The sequence below is a fragment of the Neolewinella sp. genome, assembly GCF_965214665.1.
GTDB lineage: Bacteria > Bacteroidota > Bacteroidia > Chitinophagales > Saprospiraceae > Neolewinella.
On record NZ_OZ243970.1, the window covers coordinates 624,085 to 648,876 of the forward strand.

The window sequence follows — 24,792 nt, forward strand, 5'->3', positions numbered from 1 at the left end:
GCCCCGATCATGCACACCTCTCGCACCCTCCTTTCCGGACTCCTGCTGGTCGGACTCCTGGTCCTGGCCTCAGGCTGCAATGAGGATGAATTCCTCACCCGCACGCCCCCCAACCGCTACACCCCCAATAACTTCTACGAGACCGAGGAGCAAATCCGCGATGCTACTATCGGCCTATACCCCCTGGCCCGCGGCCTTTACACCGGCGCTATTTTCAACTACGCAGAGCTGCGTAGTGATAACACCACCTTTGAGTACAACCGACTCGACCGCGGTCGTAATGCTACCGAGGAGATCGACTACTTCCTCATGACTAATAGCAACGGTCTGCACGCCAACATCTACGACCCCCTCTACACCGGCATTGCCCGGGCTAACTACATCATCGATCGGATCGACGCGGTGCCCTTTGAGGACGCTACCCTAAAGTCTCAGCGTTTGGCCGAGGCCTATTTCTTCCGCGGTTTCTACCACTACCTACTTACCCTACATTTCGGTCCGGTCGTGGTGCAACTTGAGCCCCTAGCCGATGATGGCACCTCCCTCATTGGTCTACAGCGGCAGCCCATCGAAGAAGTCTACACGCAGTCCGTCGTACCCGATCTGTCCTTCGCTATCGACAACCTACCCGTCAATTGGCCCAGCGAAGAAGTAGGGCGGGTAACGCGGGGTGCAGCGCAAATGGCCCTGGCCAAGGCCCACTTCGCCCGCCGCAACTTCACCGAGGCCCTTCCTATCCTGAACGACCTGGTGGGGTCGGGCACGTACCGGCTGCTGGACGATTTTGAGTCCGTATTCTTCACCGATAACAACGAGGAGATCATCTACGCCGCCCAGTTTGACGCCGGGGCCGGGCAGGGGTCCGAATTCATGTTCGACTGGATTCCGCGCTCGGGCTCAGACATTTCTTTAGATAAGGACCGCGCCAATACCGGCTTCAACATTCCCACCACCTCCCTCATCGATGCCTTCGAGGAGGGCGACCGGCGCTTCGAAGCCACCATTGGTTTTTACGATAGTGACCCTAATAATCCGAACAATGAGGTCATTCCCTACAGCCGTAAGTTCCTGACCATTCCTTTCCCCCAGCAGGGGGGTACGGACGTCGACTTTCCGATATTCCGCTACGCCGACGCCCTGCTCATGCAGGCTGAGGCACTCATCGAGGTTGACGGTGGCCTACCGAACATGGCCTTCGAGAACATCAACCGCCTACGGGCCCGCGCTGGCCTACCCTTCTTCTTCCCGGGTAACCCCGATAGCACCCTCAACATCCAAACCACCGAGGACCTGCGCCAGGCCGTGCGTCAGGAACGCCGCGTGGAGCTCGCCTACGAGGCATCGCGTACCTATGACCTGCGGCGCTACGGCGTGTTCGTGGAGACCATGCGCGCCCACGGTGAGGTACAGAAAGAACAGCAGGCTGAATTCCTCGATGCGCTGCCCGAAGCCTACACCAACATCCGCGAGCTGCTCGCCATCCCCGCCCAGGAGGTCCTCCTCTACGGCTACACCCAGAACCCCGGCTGGGAATAAAATATACCCCACGACATGCAACAGATATTTACCCTATTCACGCTTACTTGCTTGCTGGTGACTGCTACACTGACCGCTCAGGAAGATTCCGATAGCGGCGCCTTCATCGTAGAAACCTTCAACAGCTACACCGCAGGTGATACCCTCGGCGGGCTCAACGGAGGCAGCGGGTGGGCCGGTCCGTGGATGGCCATGCCCAGTTCGGATAGTAGTATTATTCAGGGCAGTGGGCTCAGTAATACGATGCTTGTGGCCGGTACCTCCGGCAGTAGTCTGCGCCTGTTTGCTACGGGAAGTACGGAGCGTAGTATCCGGATCTTCGATACGCCGCTCGACACCACCGATAATGCAGACTTTTGGTTTTCGGCTCACCTCGGCGCTACGGGCGACCCCGCCGGTACGGTAGGTAACCTCATCCTGATCGATACTACCGTAGGTGCTTTTCAGCAGGTAATTATCGGCAAGCAGTTTGGGCAGCGCAACATCTTTGCGGTGGGCGACGGACAGGTAGGCGGAGCAACGCAGACCGGCCGGCAGTTCGCCGAAGAAGGGGCTAGCCTTATCGTGGGCCATATGGTCAGGGTAGCCGGTCGCTGGGAACTCGACCTCTACGTCAACCCCGACGTTTCTGCCGAAAACTTGGAAGAAGACGCCGCGCAGATCATCAATAAAGCCTACACCTCGGGTAACTTCAACGGTGTAGCCCTACGCATTGACGGCACCGGTACCGGACTGCGCTGGGACACCGACGACATCTACTTTGGTAGCTCTTACCGCGACGTGGTGCCTAACGATCTAGAACAGGCAGAAGGTCCCCAAACGGACGCCTTCGCCGTAGAAACTTTCAATAGCTACACCGCCGGTGATACACTGGGCGGACTCGACGGCGGCAGCGGCTGGAGCAGCCCCTGGGTAGCCGCTCCGGCCTCGGGCAGTAGTCTCATCCGCGGCTCAGGTCTTCTGAATAACAACCTAGCCGCCGGCACCTCCGGCAACAGCCTGCGCATCACCGCTACCGGCAGCCTGGAACAGAGTAATCGCTACCTGGAGTCCGTGATTGATACGACGGGCAACGATGATTTCTGGTTTTCGGCCCACCTCGGTGCAAGCGGCACACCGGGCGGTGCGGTAGGAAACCTTATTCTGCTAGACACGACCGATGCGGCGGCCAACCAAGTCATCGTCGGGAAGCCCTTTCCCGACTTCCGTGTCTTCGCCGGCGGGGCGGGACAGCGCGGCGGCAACACATTTAGCGGCCGCTCTTTCGATGGTTCAGGTGCTAGCTTCGTAGTGGGACACATGACCCGGGATACCGGGGTGTGGTCACTTGACCTATACGTAAATCCCGACGTGGCGGCTGAAGATCTCGTCGAGGACTCCGCCCAGATCATTAACAAACCCTATACTTCCGGCAACTTCAACGGGATAGCGGTACGCATCGATGGAGGTAGCACCGAGCTGGTCTGGGATGTGGACGACATTTATCTGGGGGGCAGCTACCGTGACGTAGTTCCCGCTGACCTAGAGACTGTCACCGAAGCGCCCCCCGGCGCCGCCGAACCTTTCAGCTACGAGTTAGGTGCCTCGCTCATCGGTCAGGATGGCGGTCGGGGCTGGGCCGGTCCCTGGACCCTACTGACCGAAACCGGCGAGGGTACGATCGAGGAGGGCGGCATCACCTCCCTGCCGCTACTGCAAGCTACGGCTGGGCCTAAAGTTCGTTTCAACGAATACCTCCGTGCCGTACGCCCGCTGGAGGGTACCTACGGAGATAACGGCCGCGACTTCTGGCTCGGCTGGTGGTTCGACGTCGACGACGGCGGGAACAACGTAGCCCACATCGTACTGGCCGACACTGCAACGTACGGGGCCGACGGGCCGGGCGGCCAGCTTGCTCAAATCGGAAAACTATTCGGTCAGGCTACCATCGGAGTGGTCGGTGGGGGTAACGCCGCCGGCAGCTCCGCCGAGGAGGGCCACTTCCTGGTCGCCCACATCATCACCGACGGCACGCCCACCAACGACGAGATCATCGTCTGGATCGACCCCGCCCTGGACGCGATGCCCTCCGCCGATACCGCCGACATCACCGCCGGAGCCGATCTGACGAACTGGAACGCCATTGGCTTCAAGTTCGAAGGAGCGGAGGATCAACCCACAAGCGTAGCCTTCGATAACGTTATCCTCGGCTTTACTTTCCAGGAGGTGGTGCCGGGCGACCTGAGCGACGTTGATCCGCCTAATACTCCCCGTGCGGCGGTCGAAGTATTCGATTATGCGCCGGGACAGGATCTCAACGGTGCCGACGGTGGCAGCGGCTGGGCCGGCCCCTGGGAAGCGGTATCCGGCACCGCCGTCATTGCTGAAGGCAGCGTAAACAGTCCGCGGACCTGTCCGGTGGGCAATTCAGCGAGTCTGATGCAGTCCGGCAGCGATAGCCCCGCGCTGTACCGCCGCGACTTTCTCAACCCCTTCGGTACAGATGAGAATAGCGAGACCTTTTACGCCAGCTTCGTACTTAATGGCGTATCGAAAGATATCGGGAACAGTGCATTGGTGAGTCTGGTCAGCGGCGACAACAACGTGCTCAGCATCGGGGGTACGCCGGGACTGTCCTCCCTGGCCGTGATCCGCAACGACGACCGCGCGCCCATCACCAGCAACCGTGAGGTGGTACAGGGCATCAAGTGGTTCGTGGTGCGGCTGGATATCAATTCGCTGACCGGATTGGCTACCGCCTACGTATTTCTTGATCCTATTTCGGATGCCATTCCCAGCGACGAGACGGCCTTATTCGTCGTCGAAAATGTCAGCATTGTAGATGGTATTACTGGAATCACCGTATCCGGCTCGGGGGCACAGACCGTGAGCCTGGCGGTAGACGACATCCGTGCCGGCTTCAGCTACCGCGACATCTCGTGCCAGTTCGGCTCCGACGATCCGGACCTGCTGGCCTACGAGCCCTTTAATTACGATCCCGGAACGCGCCTGGTGGGAGCCGGCGGAGAAAACGCCTTTTGGAACGGCCCCTGGACGCTCGGGGCGGCCAATGCAACCAATACGGCCATCGTGCGCGACGGTAGCCTGGACGTCGGTGCCCTAGACGAGGAAGCCAACCGGGTGGAATTGTCGTTACTTGCCGAGGGAGAACAACTACGGATCGACCGCGAACTGGCCTTCCCGATCGCGAGTGACGGTCGAACCTACTGGCTATCTTTCCTGATGAATACGACGAATGGGGCAGCGGCCAATAACGTGGGGAATGTCGTCCTCCGTAACTCGGGTATTTCGGCGGCTGACGGGCAACGTATCCTCTTCGGCCGGCTCTTTGGGGAACGCACGCTTGGTTCCGCAATTCCAGGGGGAGCTGCCCGTCGCACGGCGGTGGTAGATGAGGGCTTACACTGGATTGTTGTCCGCATGCAAACCAGTCCTACTGCCGATGTAGACACCGTAACGCTCTGGATTGACCCCCCCGCCGCAGCCACCGCGCCTGACACATTCAGTACGGGTTACCAGCAGTACTTCACTACGCCTGCCTTGCTGGATGGGGCTGATGTCGTACGTATGCGGGTGGAGGGCGTGCAGGGCGATCAGGTACCATACATCACGGAGTTCGACGAGCTGGCCCTGACTACCTCCTGGTCGAGCGTGGTTGGTACGGTGAACTCGATCCAGCGTCAAATAGACGATCCCTTTGGCGTGCGGGCTTACCCCAATCCATTCGCTACCGCACTGACTATCGAGTACAGTCTCCCGGTAAGTGGTCAGGTGGCCGTCGACCTGCTGAACCTAAACGGGCAGGTGGTGCAGCAAGTACGCGAAGGGGTGCAGCCGGCCGGATCGCAGCGCATCACCCTGGATGCCGCCACGCTGCCCGACGGGGTGTATATGCTCCGTATCGGGCAGGGCGGACGGCACACGACCCGAAAAATCGTTTTGCTGCGCTAGACCCTGAACCATATTCGCGGGCTAGTGGTCTACTCAACAACACCACCTTCCACCGAGTCTATGTTCGTTCGCTTATCGACGGCGCTTGCACTGATGTTCCTTACGGGCTGTATGGGGAGTGGCACGGAGCCTACTCCCACCCCCGCTTACCTAGCACCTGCGGCCCCGCCCCCTGACCTGCCCGTACAGGCAGATCGCTCGTTCGTACCCGGAGAGCGGTTCGGGGCGATCGAGGCGGGGATGACGATTGTGGAGATCGAGGGAATCTACGGGGCGGAAAATTTGGTGAGTGAAGAGGTTGATGTGGGGGAGGGGATGACCGAGCCGGCGTACGTACTCTTCCCGGGTACGCGCGATGAGGCGATCGTGCGACTCGGGGAGGATAAGCAACCCGGCTCAGTGACGGTGCGCAACGAGAATGCCCGCTGGTATGCTCCTAAGCCGGCCTTTGTGATGATGAAAGCGAGCCTGCGGGAACTGCAGGAGAGTAATGGGAGGCCCTTTGTATTTCGTGGATTTGGCTGGGACCGGGGCGGAGTGGTGACAGACTGGCGGGGTGGACGGCTCGAAGGGGTGCGTGCACGCCTGACCTACGCCACGGAGCGGGTTGATACCGGTGGGCTGCCGGAAGAATTGGTTGGCGACGTGCCCGTACGCAGCGACGCGGAAGCCCTGGAAAACCTGGACCTCCGCGTCGACGAACTTGTAGTCGATATCAGCGCCGCTAGCGACTAGCCGAGTACCTTTTTGACCTCCTCGGCGGCGTCCTGCAGGCTGATGGCCGAGCGCACGTTCAGGCCGGAGTTGTCGATGAGCTCCTTGGCGATGTCGGCGTTGGTGCCCTGGAGGCGCACGATGATCGGGACCTTAATATCCCCGATGTTCTGGTAGGCATCGACCACACCCTGGGCTACGCGGTCGCAGCGCACGATACCCCCGAAGATGTTGATCAGGATGGCCTCGACCTTATCATCGCGCAGGATGATGCGGAAGGCCTGCTCCACGCGGGCGGCATCGGCCGTACCGCCTACGTCGAGGAAGTTGGCCGGCTCGCCGCCGCTGAGCTTGATGATGTCCATGGTGGCCATGGCCAGTCCGGCACCGTTGACCATGCAGCCTACGTTGCCGTCGAGGTTGACGAAATTGAGGCCGTAGGATTTGGCCTCGACCTCGGTGGCGTCCTCCTCGGATTCGTCGCGCATGGCGGCGATGTCCTTGTGGCGGTAGAGGGCGTTGTCGTCGACGGAGAACTTACAGTCGACGGCTACGATGCGGTCGTCACCGGTATGTAAGCAGGGATTGATCTCGATCAGGCTGGCGTCGGATTCGACGTAGGCGCGGTAGAGCCGTCCGATGAAGTGGACCATGCTTTTGAAGGCCTTGCCCTCAAGTCCAAGGTTAAAGGCGACCTCGCGGGCGTTGAAGGCCTGCATGCCGGCCTCGGGGTCGATGTAGGTCTTGTGGACCAGGTGGGGGGTCTCGTCGGCGACGGCCTCGATGTCCATACCGCCCTGGGTGGAGTGGATGATGACGTTCTGCTTGCGCTCGCGGTCCATGAGGATGGACACGTAGTACTCCTTGTTGGCGTCGAAGTCGGGGGCGTAGGCATCCTCGGCGACTAGGATCTTATTGACCTGCTTGCCGGCACCCTCCATGCCGCCGGGGGTTTGGGGGGTCTTGAGTTGCATGCCGAGGATGTTGCTGATGTGCTTCTTGGCCTCGTCGCGGGTTTTGGCCAGCTTGACGCCGCCGCCCTTACCGCGGCCTCCGGCGTGGATCTGCGCCTTGATGACGGCGAAGGGGCTACCGGTTTCCTTGGCGAGCTGGTCGTACTTGGTCATGGCTTCCTCGACGGTATCGGCGGCGTAGCCCTTCTGGATAGGGACGTCGTAGGTGGTGAGGATGCTTTTGCCCTGGTATTCGTGGAGGTTCATGGGGTGATCTTTGGTGGGGGGGTAAGATAGGGAGAATAGAGCGCCTTCGGCTGGTTAGACGCCCCGATAGCTATCGGGGCTGGTTAGACGCTGCGCGGTAGACCCCTACGGGGGTAGAGGGGCGGCGCTGCTACTACAGCTCCTCCCGATTAGCCTTCACCCAGGCCGCCCGCTCCAGAATCGCCGTCTGCTCCGCGCTGCCCTTGCGCTCCCAGGCCTTGTACATCATCTTCATGCGGAAGTTGCTCTCGAAGCGCTCGCGGTGGCGGTCCAGGAAGTCCCAGTAGAGACTGTTGAAGGGACAGGCGTCCTCACCCGTGCGTTTCTTGTAATTGTAGTGGCAGGACTTACAGTAGTCGCTCATCTTGTTGATGTAGTTGGCGCTACTACAGTAGGGTTTGGTGGCCACGAGGCCACCATCGGCGCGCTGGCTCATGCCGCGGGTGTTGGTGATCTCGACCCACTGTACGGCGTCGATGTATACACCTAAGTACCAGGCGTCTACGTCGTCCGGGTGGGCACCGAGGATGAGGGCGAAGTTGCCCGTGATCATGAGGCGCTGAATGTGGTGGGCGTAGGCCAGGTCGAGGCTCTGATTGACGGCGTGGGCAAGGCAGTTCATCTTCGTCTTGCCCGTCCAGTACCATTTGGGGAGGCTTAAGTCGTGCTCCAGAGCATTGACTGACTCGAAGGCCGGCATCTGATCCCAGTATACGCCGCGCATGTACTCGCGCCAGCCGATGATCTGGCGGACGAAGCCCTCGACCTGGTTGAAGGAGATGTGCTCCGGATCATCCTGGTAGGCGCGGATGGCCCGGTCGATCACCTCGCGCGGAGTAAGCATTTTGGTGTTCATCGCGAAGCTCAGGTTGGCGTGGTAGAGCAGGGGGTCATGCACCGTCATGGCGTCCTGGTAGGTGCCGAAGAACTGGAGGCGCTTGGTGCAGAAATCCTCCAGGGCTTCGAGGCACTCGGCGCGGGTGATGGGATAGGTAAAGTGGTTATCCTTCATCCGGCCCATGGTCTTGATCCCGTGGCGCTCGATGAGTTCGGCGATGTCGGTCGCATCGCGGGGGAAGACGCTGGCGGTGGGGAAGCTGATGTCCTTAGGTAGCGTGCCACGGTTCTCCTGGTCGTAGTTCCACTGGCCGGTGGCGGGCTCGCCGTTGGCGTCCATCAGCACGTTGTGACGGCGGCGCATTTCGCGGTAGAAGGTTTCCATAAGGTAGCTGCGCTTACCGTGGAATAGCTTGGTTACGTCATCGCGGGTGGACATGAAGTGCTCGGTGTCGTAGGATACTCCGCCAACTTTTTCTGCATATGCCTTTAACTCTTGGTCGAGCCGGTATTCGTCCGGTAGCTGGTACTCAAAGGTCTGGATGTCGTGCTCGCGGGCGAAGTGGTCGACGCAGTCCGTGATGCTTTCGAGACCCAGCGAGCGGGTCTCGTCGAGGTTGCGGTAGAGCACCTGGTGGCCGAGCTCCCGTAGCCGATCGGCAAACGCGCGCATCGCGAGAAAGAAGCCGGTGATCTTCTGCACGTGGTGCTCGCAGTAGCTGGCCTCGGAGTGGGTCTCGAACAGGCAATAGACAGTTTCCTCGTTGGGGGTGGCGAACCAGGAGTGTTTTTCGTTGAGCTGATCGCCGAGCACAAGACGGAGGCGGCGGTAGGCCATGGTGAGTTTTTTGGTCTAACTTGCTACTAACAATTTGGTTGGTGGCATGGCGGAACAGGAAAACGAAAATACCCTCGAACGTAGTTTAGGTCTCTTGCCCGCGCTGGCCATTGGCGTGGGTACGATGGTGGGTGCCGGGGTGTTCGTCTTTCCGGGGCTGGCGGGCGGCGAGGCCGGTGCGGGGGCCAACTTCAGTTTCATCATCGCTGGGTGCATCGCCATGCTCGTTGCCCTGTGTACCGCGGAGCTGGCTACGGCCATGCCACAGAGCGGGGGCGGCTACTTTTTTGTCTCCCGGGTGATGGGGGTGCGTCTGGGCACACTGGTAGGACTCGGACAAACCATCGGGCTCATCTTCGCCACCGCGTTCTATCTCTCCGGTTTTGCCGAGTACGTATTAGAATTGCTGGCGGAATTTGACATCGACATCGGCTCGCCGGTAGCACTACTTGGGGTGGGCATGGCGGTGCTCCTGCTCCTACTCAACCTTACCGGCACGGAAAAGGTAGGTCAGGCCCAGAATTACATCGTAGCCGGACTGCTCGTCATCCTACTCACACTCTTTGGCTACGGCCTGCTGGACGTATTCGGGGTAACCGGCGAGCAGCGCTTACCCGATGCCCTGGCCCCCAACGGGTTCATGGCCATCCTCACCACCACCGCCCTGGTATTCACCTCCTTTCTTGGCTTCGTGCAGATCGCCACCGTAGCCGGGGAGGTCAAAACGCCCTACAAAACCCTGCCACAGGCCCTGGCCGGTAGCGTGCTGATTGCCACGGCCGTATATGTCCTGGTGGTCTTCGTCACTACGAGTCTCTTTACCGCCGAGGAACTCAGCGAGTTGGGGGAAACGGCTACGGTCGACGTAGGCCGCAAGCTCGTCGGCACCGTCGGAGCGCTCGCCATACTAGTTGCCGGTCTGCTCGCTACGCTGTCCAGTGCCAACGCCTCCATCCTCAGTGCCAGCCGCACGGTCTACGCTCTTGGCCGCGATAAGCTACTACCGGAAAAAAGCGGCGAGCTCCACCCGAAGTACGGCACGCCCTACGTAGCCCTGGGCATCGTGGGCCTGCCGATCATGGCCTCCCTCTTCATCGGCCGGCTGGAGGTACTCGCCGAGGTGGCCTCCCTCCTGCACCTTATTCTCTACGGCCTCATCTGCATCACGCTCGTGCTGTGCCGCCGCCGGCGGGAACTCTGGTACGCCCCTACCTTTCGTATTCCGCTTTATCCCGTAATTCCGATCCTGGGCGCGGTGGCCTGTTTCGGCCTCATTGCGCTTATGGAGGCGCTATCAATTTACATTGGGATAGGTGCCATTGCCCTGTCCTTCGGTTGGTTCTGGTACTACGACCGCGGCAAGGAGGTGACCGCCCCCCAGCCCACCCACATTGCTCCGGAAATCCGCCGGCCATACATTCTGCTCCCGGTCGAGCTGGAGGGGCGGGGGGAAGACGAGCTCCCCTCCTTCGACCTCCTCAACAACTTTTCGCGCCTGGAGCTCTTCGTCCTCGGCTATCGCGTGATCCCCGAGCAGACTAGCCCGCAGCAGGCCCGCGAGCAGGACGATGGCAGGTTTACCCAGGAGCTTGAGCGCGACATTGATGCCATCCCCGTGGAGGGCGAGCGCATCGAGCACGACCTGGCCTACACCTCCGATGCAGCCGACCTGCTCAGTCGGTACGCGGAGGAAGAAAAGTGCCAGGCCATCCTCATCCACTCCGGCATCCAGCAGGTCGACCGCCTCGTCCTTCCCCTGAGCCGTCCGGCCGATTTTGGCGTACGCCTGGTCACCGTCCTTCGCGAACTGGCTGAAACTCGCAAGCGCCCCCTGCTCCTGCTACTTCTTGAAACAGAGGAGGAAAGCCATTGGGACGATGACTTCGAAGATAAGGCCCGCGCCCTGGTCGCCCGCGCCGGCCTCACCGCCGAGATGACCGTCCAGCACACCGAAACCGATGACCTCGTCGAGGCACTCACCGGCACCTTGACTGATTCCGACCTGGTCATCCTCCGCGAGACCGAGGGCAGCAACCGCCACGACCTACTGGCCCACCTGCGTGATGATATAGCGGCCCCGGCCCTGGTGGTGCTGGAGGTGGAAGAGGATGAAGAATAGGGCGGGGCCGCGGGTGCAATGTGCATCGGCCCAAGTCCAGATATCCAGCGTAGGTATAGGTAGTTAGCATGAAAGCTGCATTTTGCCTACTTTGTTACCTAAATCGGAAATGAGGGTAAGGAAGCGAGCGCAAGCGAGCAGGAAAATCCGTCGGGCGGGCTAGATCGGGGAGCAATGGGGTTCGTTTCCACTTCCGGTGCACAGAAGCGGAAGTGCGGCCTGGATAGCGGTCGCTCGCAGTGCTAAAAGGATCGACCGTGGAGTTGGATACACTGTGTGAAGACTACCTCAGTAGTGTTTCAAATTTGACAGACTTGGGAGGACGGTGCAGGTGGCTTTGCTAAGTTCTACGCATTGGAGGTCGCCGCTAATGAAACAGTTATGGTAATAGAGTTTCAACGCGGGAGGGTAGGGTCCTTAATGAAACACTATGTGTGCGAAGTGATTCGAATATTTGCTAGATCGGCCGGTCTTGCAGGTCTGATCGTCAGCGTTTTGGTACTTGCGGGTCAACTAGATGAAACACTATTACCAATAGTGGTTCAAGGTTTTGGGAGCGGGCGGATACAGGAATGGTTGCAAAATACCTGGTTTCTGCTGACCACATTCAGGTGGGAAGATTGCCTACTCTGGGGTAGATCTGACCCAGGCTTCTCTGGCTCTGTTATACTTCACGCGGCCACCTTATGTGAAAAGTCTGTGGCCGGTTTGAGCAGTTGCTGGAAGTTAGGCGCCACCAGGGTGCGCAGTTGGGCCTGATGTTCGCCGTTGTTGACCCCGTCGATGAATCAGTAGATCGCCTCCTCGAACTCCTGCTTCGTTGCAAAGTGATAGCCGGCCAGGGCCTGCTTTTGGAGGAACTTCCAAAAGCGTTCGATCAGGTTCAGATTTGGAGAGTAGGACGGTAGATAGACCAAGTGGATGTCTAGCTGCCGGGCAGCCTCCTGGACTAAGGTACAGCGCTGGTAGCGGGCATTGTCTAACACAAAGTAGATGGACCGCCCGGGGCGTTCCCGGCGCAGTAAGTCCAGTAGTTCGACCACCGTAGTGGCTTGGATATAATCTGGCGTCGTCATGCTGTATAGCTCCTGGCGGTGAATGTCCAGCGCACCGAGGATGTTGAGGCGGTAGCGTCCTGAAGGCGTGCGCACTGCTAGGGGTTGGGGGCTCCATACCCGGCCGGCGTGGAAGCCCTGCACGGGGTGCGCCGCATCCACGAAAGTACAGGTCGATGGCTTCAGCGGCGGACTGTTCCAGGAGGGGCTGGAGGGTGTCGCGCAAAAAGGCGAGTTGCTGGGCAGCGAGTTCCTTCAGGGAGAGCTTACCCCCCGGCAGGCAGCGGAAGCGGCGGCACTTCATACCCAGGGTGTGCTTGACGAAGTGACGCGTCTGGGTTAGCCCCCTCCTGCGCAGTCCGGTAAGCTGCTCAATGGCCTGAGCGGCCTGGGCGATGCTGCGGGGCGGCTCGGAGGTGAAGGCTGCGCACAGCTCGTCCCGGTGATCGTTGAGCGCACTTAGTGGCCGATAGGGAGCGTAGTACAGCAAACCGGCTAAGCCCTCCGCCAGGTAGCACTTCGCCCAGTGGGTGGCTGTGTTGGGGTGAATGCCTAGGATCTTGGCGCACTACTCACCCGGGCCGAAGCCCTCCGGAGCCCGCAGGATGAGGTAGTGCATGCGCTGGCGGATCACGTGGTGGGCAGCATGGATTTGGTGGTGTAGGCTTCCCGATTTCCGCTACCAGTCTTAGCTGGAAAAGCTGGCTGGCATGATAAATTCCGATTTCGCTTTTTAGCCAGAGAGCGAAGTAATCAGCCCCGAATCGGTGTATTTGGGTTCAAAACTACCCCCTAAACTACCCGATTTTCACAGTCATTTCGTAATTATGAAACTTAAGTAATCCCTATCTTGCTACCTCAACTTACCGAGGGGAGCATGAAAACACTTACCATTGACGGCGCGCCAGTCCGCATGGACCAGGAGTCCGGGTTCATCTGCGTGACCGACATGGGGAAGCTGAAGGCGGTCATCACCGGACTGCCCAAGGCAACGATTATGTGGGAGGAAAAAGACGCCCATTAGTATGGATATGAGGTAGCGGGTCACGGCATGTAGTTAAAAAGTTGGTAAAGAGAGCCCCGCACTCAGCGTGCTTTCACTCTACCGTCACGACGATGCGTCGGTAAGCGGTCAGGGGGATCTCCCCCTCGTCGGTGACTTCCAGGATGAGGTGGACCGTCCGCCCCGTCGGGGCCAATTCCGGTAGCGTCAGGGTGAGTGTTGAGCCAGTAACGCCCGTCGGTAGCAGATCGGCGGCACCCTCCAGACTTCCCGCCTCGGGGTACACGTACCAGCGGTAGGCGAGTACGTCCCCGTCCTCGTCGGAAGACTCGCCGGCGTCGAAGGTGATCGCTCCGCCCGCCGGAACGGTCACCGTATGGATATTCGCCACATCACCCGCGCTCACCCTGGGCAGTGGGAGATGGTTAGCCTCTTCGAAGTTCAGCACGCCCCAACTGACCCGGGCGGCGAAGTCGCGCTGAAAGGCCGGTCGCCAGCGGTGGACGGTCGCGATGCCGGACACTTCCCCGCTGCCGTCGGCCAGGCTATCGAGCGCATCTACGTAGAGCCTACCGGCGGCGGCAGTAAATCGACCGCCCCACCCGCCCCAGTCCGGATGCTCAGGGTGGTTGAGTCCGTTGGGGATTAAGTAAAGGAAAGAAGGGCTATCCCCCTCCTTCAGCGCGCGGTGCGGGTTGCGATCGTCGCCGCCGGTGTAGGTCTCGGTCGGGTAGCGGCTCGCCAGGGGGTTGCCGTTCAACACGTAGGCGTCCAGCCACTGCCGGGAGGTGAGGTCGAGATCGCCGCCGAGGAACATGCCTCGGTAGGTGGACCCCCACTTATCCCCGCCAGGGTCGAGCGCGAGCACCGTATGCACCTCGGGGTAGCGGGAGATGATCCAGTCCACCGAGCTGTCCTGTTTGCCGATGAAGTATAGCCGCAGGCGGTCCAGGAAGGCGGCGAGTTCCCGTCGGTTCAGCCGCCGCTCAGCCGACCAGAGGGCCTGGGCTACGTCCGCCCCGCCGCCCCACACCGCAATATGGACCGGCCCGGTAGCTGCCCGTACCTGACGCACGACCCAGTCGGAGCCCTCGGTGTCCATTCCTTTACCGACGTAATGCCTGACCGAACGGTGGACACTGTTACCGGCGCGGCCCCGTTTGACCAGTCCGTGCAGGCGGGTGGCGGTCGGATAGCGGTCGTCGTGCAGCCGGAGGTTATCTTCCATCACGCCGTAGGCATCGATGAGCTCGTGCAGCAGGGTATCGTTCAGCACCGCCGCTTCGTAGTCGTTATTGGCGTCGGCATTGACGATCAGCCCCAGTAGCTCGAAGTCGTTGGCGTAGTGGAGCAGGCGGATTATGGACTGCTCGTCGTCGGGGTCCTGCCCGAGGTCGGTGGTGACGATCAGGGCGGGCCGCTGAGCCACCAGCCACAGGGAGGTAGACAGGTAGATGAGGAGGAGACTCGGTAGCGTACGCATCATGTGCTTGAAGGTAGCGACCTATCTTTGATCATCCTTTAGAGGGAGGTGGGTAGTTTACCATCTTCTTTTTACATGAGGCAGATTAGGTTACACTTCTACAGGAAGTGGAACCTAGCAGAACTGTTCTTTGTCCAACTCTCACCAACGCCATATTTTTCGGCTACAAACAGTAAGTAAGTGATGGAGGTCGAGTCATACTAAGGATACATCTCAGCAGATTCTGCCGCAAACTCGCTGTAAGCAATAAAGAAGGTAAGAAGATGATCAACCTACTGGGCATTGAGCAGTCGATTCAGGCTAGCGTTTATACTCTTCCGTATAATTAATAAATGTTTTTCCATCGTACAGGTAGAGACCTGTTTCTCTCGTACCTATCCAAAGATTACCAGCTTTATCCTCCAAAATTGACCACACCCCTTGATCAATTAATCCATCCTTTGTTGTGAAACGAGTGAAAGATTTTCCGTCGAAATGAGAAATTCCATCACCGCCAAACCAAAGGTTTCCCCTTGTATCTTCTATAATTCGGGTAACGATGCCGGACAAGCCATCTTTTTCTGAAAAACTTGTATACGATTTGCCATCGTATCGGTAGGCCCCGCCCCAATTACTAAACCAAATATTCCCATTTTTATCTTGCAATTGAGGCCATGCCCAATCATAATTGAGTCGATCTGGATCGTAATGTATCGGACGTAATTCTTCGATTATAACATGCACTAAAGATTTACCATCATATCGGTATACACCTGTATTAGTTCGTCCTCCAAGCCAAATGTTACCTTCTTTATCTTCTAACATACGCTCCACATTATTGTTAGTACTCACATACCCCGGTGCGCCCTCATTGACTATAAAGTGAGTAAATGATTTGCCATCGTATATAAAAACACCGTCAATTGTTGCAAACCATATCTTTCCGCTTTTTACCTGCATAATATCAAATACCCACTTCGACTTGCTATAAGGAGGATTATCGTTGGGAGGCAAGTTCTTAGGTAAAGGAATGCTAATTTTACTAAAGGTTTTACCATCGAAAAAACAGAATCCAGCCTCACCACCTATCCAAATGTTGCCTTCCTTATCTTCCATGATGGAAGTAACGTCATTGCTGTTTAGCCCGTCGGCAATCAAAAATTGACGAAACGATTTACCATCATACTTATACAGACCTTCGCTGGTAGTACCAAACCAGAGGTTACCTTCTTTATCTTGTAACCCACAATTAATACTGCCAAAGCGAGGGTGGCCTATGGTTCTTAAAAGTTTTGGATATTCGTCAGGCAGTATGTTTGATTCACTTGATTTTTCTTTTGGCAATTCCTTTTCAACTGATCCGTTGCATGCAGTACCAAAAATTACCATTGCCATAAAAGTAAGAACATGTAAATATTTCATTACTTCCCTTTTTTCTTTTTAAAGAATCTAAACTAGACTAAGCGTCTTTGTATTAGGCCCGTTTGAGAGCAAATGTGTTTGCTGTTGGTCTTTTCTGAAATGTGCAGATGATCCAGACCTGAACACATCTAGCGATAATCGAACACTACCCGCCACGACAAAACAACTGAAGAGTAGTAACAAGTAGAATGATTCTGAGCGGATATTGCCTTGTCCCACAACGAAGGTCACGACGAACATAACCCATATAAGCAGCGTAGCGGCCCAACGAGTAAACAGTCCGAGCACCAGAAATACGCCGCCTGCCAGTTCCACACCTTTACCGAGATAGGCCATGGCCGATGGATAGGGCATGCCGATGTCGGTAAGCCACTCCCTGTAGCCAGCCAACTGATCGGGATTGAGAATCTCCAGACCAAAATCAGAAATGATCCCACCGGCCGGCAGTCGGATGATAGCCCATCCGATGTCTGCGGCGTGAGTGGTAAGCTGCTTCCTACTTTCCATGTCGGGGTTTAGTTTTAGTTCGGAGGCCAACCTAGTCCAGGCACTCACAATTCTTGTAGAACGGTTCGTTAATCTTACCTTGCAGTATGGTAAAAAGTATCTTACAGACACCTAGTCGGCTGATTATCAAATCAATACTGATCGGAGGATTGATGCTGCTGTACATGCCTTCGGTGAGCGCGGATGGCAGGACAAACCGTCCCGGCTTTGACGCCAACCGACTAGAAATAGCACTTCGTGCCATCGGAGACGCCTTGTTGCGAGAACAATCGGACTTCCTGACCCCCCTACCTCCACTTTCCCGGAGAGAAGAAATTGACTGGCGGATGAGGCTGCCCACCGCGATAGCTCTAGACCCTGATCTGCTGACGCAAACGACGGTAAGGAAGCTTTCCTCAACTGGGGTATCCGAAGTCCTGGTTACGGTGCACCCAGTAGGTAAGGAGAACATAGTCTATGGTTTTTCACTCGACTACACGAGCGAGCACACCCTCCCCTGCCTCGGGCGTCGATTGCCAGTGGCCGAATACGAGATTGTCTTTCGCTTTTCGCCTCCTGTCGCAACTAGTGGTAAGCTGTCGGCCTACCCCTGGATAGTACTAGGGTTACTACTTCCCATAGTTTGGTTGATTGGTCGCCACCGACGCGCGGTAGCGAATATGGAAAACGAGACGGTACTACTGGAGATCGATCGTACACGCAACGAACTACAAGTTGGCCGGGAGCGAATCGATCTCACGGAGAAAGAGACTCAGGTATTAAGTCTCCTGCTGGAACACCCCGGCAAGGTTGTGACCCGGCAGCGGCTGACGGAGGAGATATGGACGGCGGAGGGGGTGATCACCGATCGTAGTTTAGATGTCTACATCAGTCGGTTACGGAAAAAAATTGGCGCCCTTGATCATGCACGGATTGTAACCGTTAGAGGTAAGGGCTACGCCCTTGAAATGGATCAAAGCAGCGCCTGATCAATGTATTTAGATTATCAGGCCATCAAGCAGCAATTAAGGGCAGTAAAAAGTTTTCAAAGGAATTGTAGAAACGGTAGCTATAGTTAGGTTACACTTCCTGTAGAAGTATAACCTAGAAAAATCGCTTACTTCACTGTAGGTCAGATGGTTAAGTGAAACGACATCCGGAAGTTTCGTTTTTAGGTTCTCTTTTCCTGCGTGAAGGATGGTTTCTGTAACCTCCCAGCCGTGTACCTTAAGAGGATGCCAAAACCGAGACGCAAGAGCGCCACCGCCCCCCTGCGGTGGACCCAGGCCAACACCCTCATCAAGGGCCTGATGGCCGACCGCCGCTACAACACCGCCCTGCTGATTGGCGCCGGCATCTACTTCGGTCTCCGGATCGGGGACATCCTCCAGCTGCGGTGGGATCAGATCCAGGCGGATCAGTTCGTCATCAAGGAAGGGAAAACCGGGAAAGAAAGAATGGTCGACGTGCACGGTAATTTCCTGAAGCTGGCCAGAAGGGTAGGGGGGCTAGTGAAGATCTCCGCCGACCACCCCGGCCTGGTCTTCGTCCACCAACGGAGTGATGGCGATCGCGAGAAGTCGATCTCGGTGACCGCCGCCAACAAGCGGATCCGGAAAGCTTTCGCGACCTACGGCATTGATTCGCAGAACGCCAGTTCACATACCCTACGCAAGACCTTTGGCCGGCGAATTTATGAGAACAATGGCCAGAGCGAGCACGCGCTTATCCTGCTGTCCCACATTTTCGGGCACCGCGATATCGGGGTGACGCGGCGGTACATTGGACTGACGCAGGAGACAATCTCAAATGCCTACCTTACCCTCTAGCTTGATGAGCTACCAAAACTACGAGAAGTTTCTACGACGGAACAGGCGCCAGACCCCTAGTGACTGTAAAGGCCAACCAATCCCTTACCTTTTCTTCGTTCTGGATCGATATGATACCAGCACTTTGAGGTAAAATGAACATGCTATTGCATCACAAAAACTGCAGTCGAAACAGTTAAAATACCATCATTTGTATAAAAAGTCGTCTTCGATTCAACTTTTGTTTCACTCAAGCTTTTTACCTCTGAGGACACCAAAAGTGGAGTAGCTGCGACCTGCGTCTCTTAACACAGAACTGCCGGGACATATGCCGGTCAGGTGAGCAGTTTCCTTGGACTCGGGCGTCTGCGTATAGACGACCGCGGCCAGGTACTGAACGATCAATCGGACAAGAAGGTTGATGATGGTTTCCATCATGGGCTGGATTGAGGTTGACTGTATTTCTACCCGACGTGAAGGGGCGTCTTTCATACTTCACTGTGTGAAAGGCACGATAGCATGCAGGCCGCCATTAAGTAAAGCTTGCCCCGTAGTCAACTACTTGCGGTGTCCTCAATTTTAAAATATGTTGCCACAGTGGTACAAGACTAAACGGTATCCCCACATTGGTTTACCTCTTGGGAAGAGAGATGCGCGGCCTGCGATCCGAAAAATCACCGACCCCGACTTTGTGGCTCGACACGCTTTCCTGCCATTCATTCATCGTGTTCAAACTACGCGCAAGTACCGCAGGGTTCAGGATGAACTTGGGCACCGTCTGAAAGATCGCGTAGCAGGCAAAAAGGAACGTGAGCTATACTACGCGGCGCCGTTCGATTACAATATATTTAGCTACTACGCTTCGCTAATCAACGACCGTTACGAGTCTGAACTATCTCAACTTGGACTTCAAGAGGTCGTCCTTGCCTACCGTAAAGTGTCCCACCCTGAGCACAAGCGAAATCAATGCAACATCGATTTTGCCAATACAGTTTTTAATACAATTCGATCTTCAAGTGAAGTCGAATTGTCTGTTATCGCCCTGGACATCTCGTCCTTTTTCGACAATTTAGATCACAGCAAACTCAAGAGCGCTTGGAAAAAGGTTTTTGACTTTGCTGGTTCCCTTCCAGCTGATCACTATAGAGTCTTCAAGGCGATCACGCAGTTTTGGTCTATCCGAGAAAAGAGGCTTTTCAAGCGCTTCAAGGACCAAATTATCGTGCGACAAAAAGGGGGCGCAATGAGGAGAAAGCCCATTGCAAAGATGGAATACCTGCGTAAAGAAGGAGCTGTAGCTTTTTGCGAAGAAAAAGAGTTTTTGCGCGCTTCAGGAAAACAGCTTACGGATGCAAATCGCTACCGTAAAGATGAAGACGGGAAACGTCATTTACGCACATATGGTATACCACAAGGTAGTCCGATTAGTGCGATATTGGCTAATCTGTACCTTTTAGATTTTGATGTAGCTATGGAGAGCTACGTTTCCTCAATTGATGGTAGGTATTGGCGTTACTCGGACGATATTTTGCTCCTTGTTCCGACCTTATATGAAAAAGACGTAGTCACCCAACTGGATCAGCTACTAGATCAGTCCAAACTAAAGGTCAATCATTCAAAAGATCAAATGTACCGTTTTCGTACAGGACTACATGGCAAAGAGTGCTTTGAGGTAAGGGACGGCTACGAGCAAAAAAAGGGTGCGCTCCAGTATTTAGGCTTTGAATTTGATGGTCGGTACACCAGATTAAGACCACAAAGCTTGAGTAGCTTTTATCGTAAGATGAAGCGATCTATCAGAAGGGGACGGTACTACGCAAACCATATCCGAAATGAAACACGAGGCAAAATATTCAAAGGCAGATTGTATAAAAGATTCACAGTTAAGGGAGCAGAAAGACGTAGGATCTACCAACAATCAAAGGAGGATCCAGCGAAATTCGAGAAAACCGCTCGGTATGATTGGGGCAACTTCCTTACTTATGCTTTGATGGCAGATCGAATCGTCACCAACAGCAAGATTAAGTCGCAGATAAAGAAAGCATGGCCTAACTTCCATGTCTACCTAAGACAGATAGAGGAGTCAATAAGGACGCGACCGCGCAAATAGTCGTGCTACTCCTGGGGAGTATTGCATCAATCAGACTATCTGCAAAAGGCATCTGTGCAGACTGTTTACAACGGTCTCGCTACCGTCCTTACGCCAAAGCCCTTACTTTGCGGCTTTTCCTACTGCAACTTGCCCTACCCAGTGTCAGACAAACACAAAGCCCAGTTAGAAGCCCAGCTCTGGAACATCGCCAACACCCTGCGCGGAAAAATGAACGCCGACGACTTCCGCGACTACATCCTCGGCTTCATCTTTTACAAATTCCTCTCCGAGCAGCTGGAGAACTACGTCAACGATAAGCTGCTGCAGGCCGAGGACGGCTTTCTGTACGATGGTCTTACGGAGGCCCAACCCCAGTACGGCGACTACCTCACCGCCATCCGCGAGGCATGCCTCGACGAGTTGGGCTACTTCCTGCGCCCCGACGAACTGTTCCACAACATCGCCAGCCGTACCGATTTCATCCTCGAGGACCTCACCGCCATCCTGCGCAACATCGAAAGCTCCACCATGGGCACGGCCAGCGAGGACGATTTCGACAAGTTATTCGAGGATCTCGACCTCACTAGTACCAAACTCGGCCGCAGCGAGGAGGACAAGAATAAGCTGGTCAGCCGCGTACTCAACCACCTCGATAAGATCGACTTCGCCCTTGAAGACACCGATGCGGACGTCCTCGGTGATGCCTACGAATACCTAATCGGACAGTTTGCCAGCGGGGCGGGCAAGAAGGCCGGCGAATTCTACACCCCCCAGGAAGTTAGCACCGTGCTGGCGCGGCTGGTCACCACCGGCAAGCACCGACTGCGATCCGTCTACGACCCTACCTGTGGCTCGGGCTCCCTGCTGCTACGGGTACGCAAGGAAGTAGAGGAAGTAGGCTACTTCTACGGTCAAGAGCTCAACCGTACTACGTATAACCTCGCGCGCATGAACATGATCATGCACCAGGTGAAGTACGACCGCTTTGACATCCGCCAGGAGGACACCCTGGAGCGGCCCCAGCACCGCGACGAGCGCTTCGAAGCCGTAGTGGCTAATCCGCCCTTCAGTGCCAACTGGAGCGCCAGCGACCTCTTCAACGGTGACGATCGCTTCAGCCCCTACGGCCGCCTGGCCCCCAAGAGTAAGGCTGACTTTGCCTTCGTTCAACACATGATCCACCAGCTGGCCGAGAATGGGCAGATGGCCGTCGTACTGCCCCATGGCGCCCTCTTCCGCGGCGGAGCGGAGGCCCATATCCGCCGCTTCCTGATCGAAGAGCGCAACTACCTCGATGCCGTCATTGGCCTGCCCGCCAACATCTTCTACGGCACCGGTATCCCCACCTGTATCCTGGTCTTCAAGAAGTGCCGCGAGCAGCCCGATGATATCCTCTTCATCGACGCCAGCGAGCACTACGAAAAAGCCAAGAACCAGAACGTGCTGCGCGACCAGGACGTCGACCGCATCGTCACCACCTACCGCGAGCGCACTAACCAGGACAAGTACAGCTACGTGGCGCCCATCACCGAGGTGGCCGAGAACGACTACAACCTCAACATCCCCCGCTACGTCGACACCTTCGAAGAGGAGGAGTCCGTCAACCTGGCCGCCGTGAGCGCCGAACTGAAAGAACTGGACCGGGAGCTGCGGGAAAACGAGGCGGTCATCGCCGGCTTCTGCCGGGAGCTGGGCATCGAGACGCCCTTCTAGCGCGTCCACGGACATCGGCGGCGTCTCGCAAGGCGCATCCGGGGTCTCCCTGGCGTACAACCAATTCTGCGCGGACGCAGGTGCCGTGAAATTTAATTAAGAGCAATGAAATCAGGTAGGGTACCGGAAGTACGGTTTACAGAGTTTTCGGGGGAGTGGACTGAAGTAAGATTAGGGAAAACGTGCAGCGAGTTTAAAAGCGGAACGGGAATAACTTCCAGTGATATATATGAGCGGGGGGAGTACCCAGTTTATGGCGGAAACGGTCTGCGCGGCTACACGGATACGTTCACCCATGAGGGCTACTATGTGCTTATAGGTAGACAAGGCGCTTTGTGTGGGAATATTAAAGAAGCCCAAGGGAAGAGTTTTATATCCGAGCATGCAATTGCTGTAAGATCCAACCGCGAGAACGATACAAAGTGGCTCAGCTATAAGCTATACAAGTGGAAGTTAAACCGGCTGTCTGAATCTTCAGCGCAGCCTGGTCTCTCAGTACAAAAACTCGCGAGGTTGAAGCTGTTAGTTCCCACCCTCCCCGAGCAACAAAAAATAGCCGCCTTCCTCACCGCGGTAGATAGGCGGCTGCGGGCGCTGCGGCGCAAGCGCGAGCTGCTGGAGGCGTATAAGCGGGGGGTGATGCAGCAGATGTTTTCGGGGGAGTTGCGTTTTTGCGATAAGAGTGGCAAACCATTCCCAGAATGGCAGTCATCTTCATTAGGCACCATAACAAAGTACTTTTCAAAGCGAAACAAGGCGCTCATTGACGCTCCTATCTATTCGGTCACCAATGGTAACGGGTTCGTTTTACAGTCTGATTACTTCGGTAAAGGCATCGATAATGCCGCCTTGAAAGACTACAAAATAGTGAGAGCGGGAGACTACGCTTATAATCCAGCTCGAATTAACGTAGGGTCAATAGGGCGGATGTCCGATCCTGCAGGGCTGATTTCTTCGCTTTATGTGTGCTTTCAACCCAGACCCAAACTTGTCGATTCTGGCTTTTTAGATTACTTCCTTCAGCTGGACTCTACCAATCATTACTTCAATGTCTATGGAGAGGGGGGTGTTAGAGTCTACTTATGGTACCAATTGTTTGCAGGAATCAAGTTGGATCTGCCTTCTTTACCAGAACAACGCCGGATAGCCTCCTTTCTCCGCGCCCTGGATGACCGAATTGTGCTAGTGGAGCGGCAGCGGGTCGGGGCAGAAGTCTTTAAGCGGGGACTGCTGCAGAAGATGTTTGTGTGATGAGCAAAACTCACCGAATCAAGGTCTACGACGGTCCAAAATCCTACGGCGGAAAGTTTCTTACCGATGGAATGACGGACTTCGCTCCAGGAAAATATGAGATACTTGTCATAGATTTTTCTGATTGTCGGTTCTTGGAGCCGATCCAGCTCGTCGGGTTAGCCTCGCTGATTGAGTTGTACGCCCAGTCGGGGGTTTTGATACGCTTTGAGGGTGTTCGCCACCTTGAGGTGGCGGAGTACCTTGAGAACATTCGTTTTTTTGATTATTGGCAAGCTGACTTCAATCGCGAAGCCTACACCAAAACCCAAATTGGGACAAACCTGGGGCTGTGGAAGATCAGCCAGCCAATGATCGACGCTTACACAACCAGCGCTCAGAGATTCTACCAGGAAAACTACTTTGAGACGTTCGATCTTTCCCCTTTGGCCATTGCACTGATGGAACTGTTCAATAACATCTTTGACCATTCCGAATCACCCGTAACGGGTTACACCATGAGCCAGTACTATCCCCATAAGCACAAACTAAAGGTTGCGGTTTGTGACCTGGGGGTGGGAATCTGCAATAAGGTCAATACTTTCAAAGCGGCACAGAGCAAACCTGCTCTGCCGGACCACCAAGCGCTTGAACTCGCCTTTCAAAAAAGCTTCAGCACAAAATCTACCTTACGGAACCGGGGTTTTGGACTGGATACGATCCGCAGTATTTGTTCCGCCTCTGATGGTCGCATCTTTGTCGCCTCCAACGCCGGAGTCTTGAAGTACCAAGGCAACCAACTCCAGAGTTACTCTGTTAACAATAGCTTTCCCGGCACACATTTTGAATTTGTCCTCGACACCCGTAAATTTGATGAAGCCGAGGAAGACTCTAACTCGGACATTATCTCATTGGACGAACTTTTTTAACCATGGACACCGTACGAATTATCGATCGTGTGAACGGCACCTCCTCCAACGACGACGGCCACCGGCTGTTCCTCGTAGTGGATGCTTACATCCAGCGGCATGAAGAGTTCGCCCTCAGTTTTGCGGACATGCATCCCATGTCCTCCTCGTTTCTAAACTCCTCATTTGGGGAGATCGTCCGTAAGTACGGCTTCGGGATACTGAAGAAGTACGTTAAGTTGACCGATTTTCGGCAGAGCGATGTCAAACGACTTAGTGGATATCTAAAAACTCTCCAGTTAGAAGAGACTGTAGCGTAGCGAACAGGCAGCTTAAACGGGTCGTCGCCTCCGGCGTGGGGCAGATAGTCAGCGACAAGAAGACTAGGTTCGGTTCTG

General features: G+C 56.0%; 20 protein-coding genes. 13 read left to right on the plus strand and 7 right to left on the minus strand.

Annotation, left to right across the window (positions count from 1 at the left end; genetic code table 11):
* Positions 1 to 9: 9 nt before the first annotated feature.
* Genes ACOOHD_RS02925 through ACOOHD_RS02935 form a run of 3 tightly spaced genes read left to right on the plus strand, consistent with a single transcriptional unit; the run spans position 10 to position 6,222 of the window.
* Positions 10 to 1,536, plus strand: coding sequence for a RagB/SusD family nutrient uptake outer membrane protein (locus ACOOHD_RS02925; RefSeq protein WP_420460066.1), 1,527 nt, complete (start codon positions 10 to 12; stop codon positions 1,534 to 1,536).
* Positions 1,537 to 1,551: 15 nt separating this feature from the next.
* Positions 1,552 to 5,487 (plus strand): T9SS type A sorting domain-containing protein, encoded by a 3,936-nt coding sequence (locus tag ACOOHD_RS02930; RefSeq protein ID WP_420460067.1) that lies wholly within the window; start codon positions 1,552 to 1,554, stop codon positions 5,485 to 5,487.
* 60 nt (positions 5,488 to 5,547) lie between these two features.
* Complete coding sequence (locus ACOOHD_RS02935; RefSeq protein ID WP_420460068.1) at positions 5,548 to 6,222, plus strand: hypothetical protein; 675 nt, start codon at positions 5,548 to 5,550, stop codon at positions 6,220 to 6,222.
* Here the strand turns inward: ACOOHD_RS02935 and sucC are convergent.
* Both sucC and ACOOHD_RS02945 read right to left on the minus strand, forming a co-directional pair.
* Entirely contained in the window at positions 6,219 to 7,421 is a 1,203-nt protein-coding gene (gene sucC, locus ACOOHD_RS02940; protein ID WP_420460069.1) for an ADP-forming succinate--CoA ligase subunit beta, read from the minus strand. The two genes, ACOOHD_RS02935 and sucC, sit on opposite strands and share 4 nt — an antisense overlap.
* 133 nt (positions 7,422 to 7,554) lie before the next feature.
* Positions 7,555 to 9,096 (minus strand): cryptochrome/photolyase family protein, encoded by a 1,542-nt coding sequence (locus ACOOHD_RS02945; protein ID WP_420460070.1) that lies wholly within the window; start codon positions 9,094 to 9,096, stop codon positions 7,555 to 7,557.
* A 46-nt stretch (positions 9,097 to 9,142) separates the two neighbouring features.
* Here ACOOHD_RS02945 and ACOOHD_RS02950 point away from each other — a divergent pair, with 46 nt between their 5' ends.
* On the plus strand, positions 9,143 to 11,215 hold the full coding sequence (locus tag ACOOHD_RS02950; RefSeq protein ID WP_420460071.1) for an APC family permease: 2,073 nt from the start codon (positions 9,143 to 9,145) through the stop codon (positions 11,213 to 11,215).
* A 788-nt stretch (positions 11,216 to 12,003) separates the two neighbouring features.
* On the opposite strand, the gene ACOOHD_RS02955 is transcribed toward ACOOHD_RS02950, so the two are convergent.
* The gene (locus ACOOHD_RS02955) at positions 12,004 to 12,432 is read right to left on the minus strand and encodes an IS630 family transposase (protein WP_420460072.1); all 429 of its coding nucleotides are present in this window, start codon (positions 12,430 to 12,432) and stop codon (positions 12,004 to 12,006) included.
* On the opposite strand from ACOOHD_RS02955, the gene ACOOHD_RS02960 reads away from it, so the two are divergent.
* Complete coding sequence (locus tag ACOOHD_RS02960; protein ID WP_420461455.1) at positions 12,359 to 12,613, plus strand: hypothetical protein; 255 nt, start codon at positions 12,359 to 12,361, stop codon at positions 12,611 to 12,613. The two genes, ACOOHD_RS02955 and ACOOHD_RS02960, sit on opposite strands and share 74 nt — an antisense overlap.
* A 534-nt stretch (positions 12,614 to 13,147) precedes the next feature.
* Positions 13,148 to 13,294 carry a hypothetical protein gene (locus ACOOHD_RS02965; protein ID WP_420460073.1) on the plus strand — a complete coding sequence of 49 codons (147 nt, stop codon included), beginning with the start codon at positions 13,148 to 13,150 and terminating at the stop codon, positions 13,292 to 13,294.
* Between the two features lie 73 nt (positions 13,295 to 13,367).
* Here the strand turns inward: ACOOHD_RS02965 and ACOOHD_RS02970 are convergent, their stop codons facing one another.
* The 3 genes from ACOOHD_RS02970 to ACOOHD_RS02980 all read right to left on the minus strand — a co-directional run bounded on the left by ACOOHD_RS02970 (position 13,368) and on the right by ACOOHD_RS02980 (position 16,664).
* Positions 13,368 to 14,759, minus strand: a complete 1,392-nt coding sequence (locus tag ACOOHD_RS02970; protein WP_420460074.1) for a nucleoside hydrolase-like domain-containing protein — start codon at positions 14,757 to 14,759, stop codon at positions 13,368 to 13,370.
* A 297-nt stretch (positions 14,760 to 15,056) separates the two neighbouring features.
* Complete coding sequence (locus ACOOHD_RS02975; protein ID WP_420460075.1) at positions 15,057 to 16,157, minus strand: ligand-binding sensor domain-containing protein; 1,101 nt, start codon at positions 16,155 to 16,157, stop codon at positions 15,057 to 15,059.
* A 27-nt stretch (positions 16,158 to 16,184) separates the two neighbouring features.
* Positions 16,185 to 16,664 carry a DoxX family protein gene (locus ACOOHD_RS02980; protein WP_420460076.1) on the minus strand — a complete coding sequence of 160 codons (480 nt, stop codon included), beginning with the start codon at positions 16,662 to 16,664 and terminating at the stop codon, positions 16,185 to 16,187.
* An 86-nt stretch (positions 16,665 to 16,750) separates the two neighbouring features.
* Here ACOOHD_RS02980 and ACOOHD_RS02985 point away from each other — a divergent pair, with 86 nt between their 5' ends.
* Positions 16,751 to 17,632, plus strand: a complete 882-nt coding sequence (locus ACOOHD_RS02985; protein WP_420460077.1) for a winged helix-turn-helix domain-containing protein — start codon at positions 16,751 to 16,753, stop codon at positions 17,630 to 17,632.
* Positions 17,633 to 17,878: 246 nt separating this feature from the next.
* Positions 17,879 to 18,472, plus strand: a complete 594-nt coding sequence (locus ACOOHD_RS02990) for a tyrosine-type recombinase/integrase (RefSeq protein ID WP_420460078.1) — start codon at positions 17,879 to 17,881, stop codon at positions 18,470 to 18,472.
* Positions 18,473 to 18,697: 225 nt separating this feature from the next.
* Here ACOOHD_RS02990 and ACOOHD_RS02995 read toward each other — a convergent pair whose 3' ends face one another.
* Positions 18,698 to 18,889, minus strand: a complete 192-nt coding sequence (locus ACOOHD_RS02995; RefSeq protein WP_420460079.1) for a hypothetical protein — start codon at positions 18,887 to 18,889, stop codon at positions 18,698 to 18,700.
* Between the two features lie 148 nt (positions 18,890 to 19,037).
* Here ACOOHD_RS02995 and ACOOHD_RS03000 point away from each other — a divergent pair, with 148 nt between their 5' ends.
* The 5 genes from ACOOHD_RS03000 to ACOOHD_RS03020 all read left to right on the plus strand — a co-directional run bounded on the left by ACOOHD_RS03000 (position 19,038) and on the right by ACOOHD_RS03020 (position 24,714).
* On the plus strand, positions 19,038 to 20,561 hold the full coding sequence (locus ACOOHD_RS03000) for a reverse transcriptase domain-containing protein (RefSeq protein WP_420460080.1): 1,524 nt from the start codon (positions 19,038 to 19,040) through the stop codon (positions 20,559 to 20,561).
* A 141-nt stretch (positions 20,562 to 20,702) separates the two neighbouring features.
* The gene (locus ACOOHD_RS03005; RefSeq protein ID WP_420460081.1) at positions 20,703 to 22,256 is read left to right on the plus strand and encodes a type I restriction-modification system subunit M; all 1,554 of its coding nucleotides are present in this window, start codon (positions 20,703 to 20,705) and stop codon (positions 22,254 to 22,256) included.
* 105 nt (positions 22,257 to 22,361) lie between these two features.
* The gene (locus tag ACOOHD_RS03010; RefSeq protein WP_420460082.1) at positions 22,362 to 23,507 is read left to right on the plus strand and encodes a restriction endonuclease subunit S; all 1,146 of its coding nucleotides are present in this window, start codon (positions 22,362 to 22,364) and stop codon (positions 23,505 to 23,507) included.
* The gene (locus tag ACOOHD_RS03015) at positions 23,507 to 24,415 is read left to right on the plus strand and encodes an ATP-binding protein (RefSeq protein WP_420460083.1); all 909 of its coding nucleotides are present in this window, start codon (positions 23,507 to 23,509) and stop codon (positions 24,413 to 24,415) included. The genes ACOOHD_RS03010 and ACOOHD_RS03015 overlap by 1 nt, the downstream gene beginning before the upstream one ends.
* 2 nt (positions 24,416 to 24,417) lie before the next feature.
* Positions 24,418 to 24,714 carry an STAS-like domain-containing protein gene (locus ACOOHD_RS03020; RefSeq protein WP_420460084.1) on the plus strand — a complete coding sequence of 99 codons (297 nt, stop codon included), beginning with the start codon at positions 24,418 to 24,420 and terminating at the stop codon, positions 24,712 to 24,714.
* The last annotated feature ends 78 nt before the right edge of the window (positions 24,715 to 24,792 follow it).

What these genes read in the sequence shown, in the direction of transcription:
- ACOOHD_RS02990 (WP_420460078.1), top strand. Translation starts at nt 17,879, where the DNA reads ATGCCAAAACCGAGACGCAAGAGCGCCACCGCCCCCCTGCGGTGGACC.
- ACOOHD_RS02945 (WP_420460070.1), bottom strand. Translation starts at nt 9,096, where the DNA reads ATGGCCTACCGCCGCCTCCGTCTTGTGCTCGGCGATCAGCTCAACGAA.
- ACOOHD_RS02950 (WP_420460071.1), top strand. Translation starts at nt 9,143, where the DNA reads ATGGCGGAACAGGAAAACGAAAATACCCTCGAACGTAGTTTAGGTCTC.
- ACOOHD_RS02995 (WP_420460079.1), bottom strand. Translation starts at nt 18,889, where the DNA reads ATGATGGAAACCATCATCAACCTTCTTGTCCGATTGATCGTTCAGTAC.
- ACOOHD_RS02980 (WP_420460076.1), bottom strand. Translation starts at nt 16,664, where the DNA reads ATGGAAAGTAGGAAGCAGCTTACCACTCACGCCGCAGACATCGGATGG.
- ACOOHD_RS03020 (WP_420460084.1), top strand. Translation starts at nt 24,418, where the DNA reads ATGGACACCGTACGAATTATCGATCGTGTGAACGGCACCTCCTCCAAC.
- ACOOHD_RS02925 (WP_420460066.1), top strand. Translation starts at nt 10, where the DNA reads ATGCACACCTCTCGCACCCTCCTTTCCGGACTCCTGCTGGTCGGACTC.
- ACOOHD_RS03010 (WP_420460082.1), top strand. Translation starts at nt 22,362, where the DNA reads ATGAAATCAGGTAGGGTACCGGAAGTACGGTTTACAGAGTTTTCGGGG.
- ACOOHD_RS02930 (WP_420460067.1), top strand. Translation starts at nt 1,552, where the DNA reads ATGCAACAGATATTTACCCTATTCACGCTTACTTGCTTGCTGGTGACT.
- ACOOHD_RS02970 (WP_420460074.1), bottom strand. Translation starts at nt 14,759, where the DNA reads ATGATGCGTACGCTACCGAGTCTCCTCCTCATCTACCTGTCTACCTCC.
- ACOOHD_RS02965 (WP_420460073.1), top strand. Translation starts at nt 13,148, where the DNA reads ATGAAAACACTTACCATTGACGGCGCGCCAGTCCGCATGGACCAGGAG.
- ACOOHD_RS02985 (WP_420460077.1), top strand. Translation starts at nt 16,751, where the DNA reads ATGGTAAAAAGTATCTTACAGACACCTAGTCGGCTGATTATCAAATCA.
- ACOOHD_RS02935 (WP_420460068.1), top strand. Translation starts at nt 5,548, where the DNA reads ATGTTCGTTCGCTTATCGACGGCGCTTGCACTGATGTTCCTTACGGGC.
- ACOOHD_RS03000 (WP_420460080.1), top strand. Translation starts at nt 19,038, where the DNA reads ATGTTGCCACAGTGGTACAAGACTAAACGGTATCCCCACATTGGTTTA.
- ACOOHD_RS03015 (WP_420460083.1), top strand. Translation starts at nt 23,507, where the DNA reads ATGAGCAAAACTCACCGAATCAAGGTCTACGACGGTCCAAAATCCTAC.
- sucC (WP_420460069.1), bottom strand. Translation starts at nt 7,421, where the DNA reads ATGAACCTCCACGAATACCAGGGCAAAAGCATCCTCACCACCTACGAC.
- ACOOHD_RS02975 (WP_420460075.1), bottom strand. Translation starts at nt 16,157, where the DNA reads ATGAAATATTTACATGTTCTTACTTTTATGGCAATGGTAATTTTTGGT.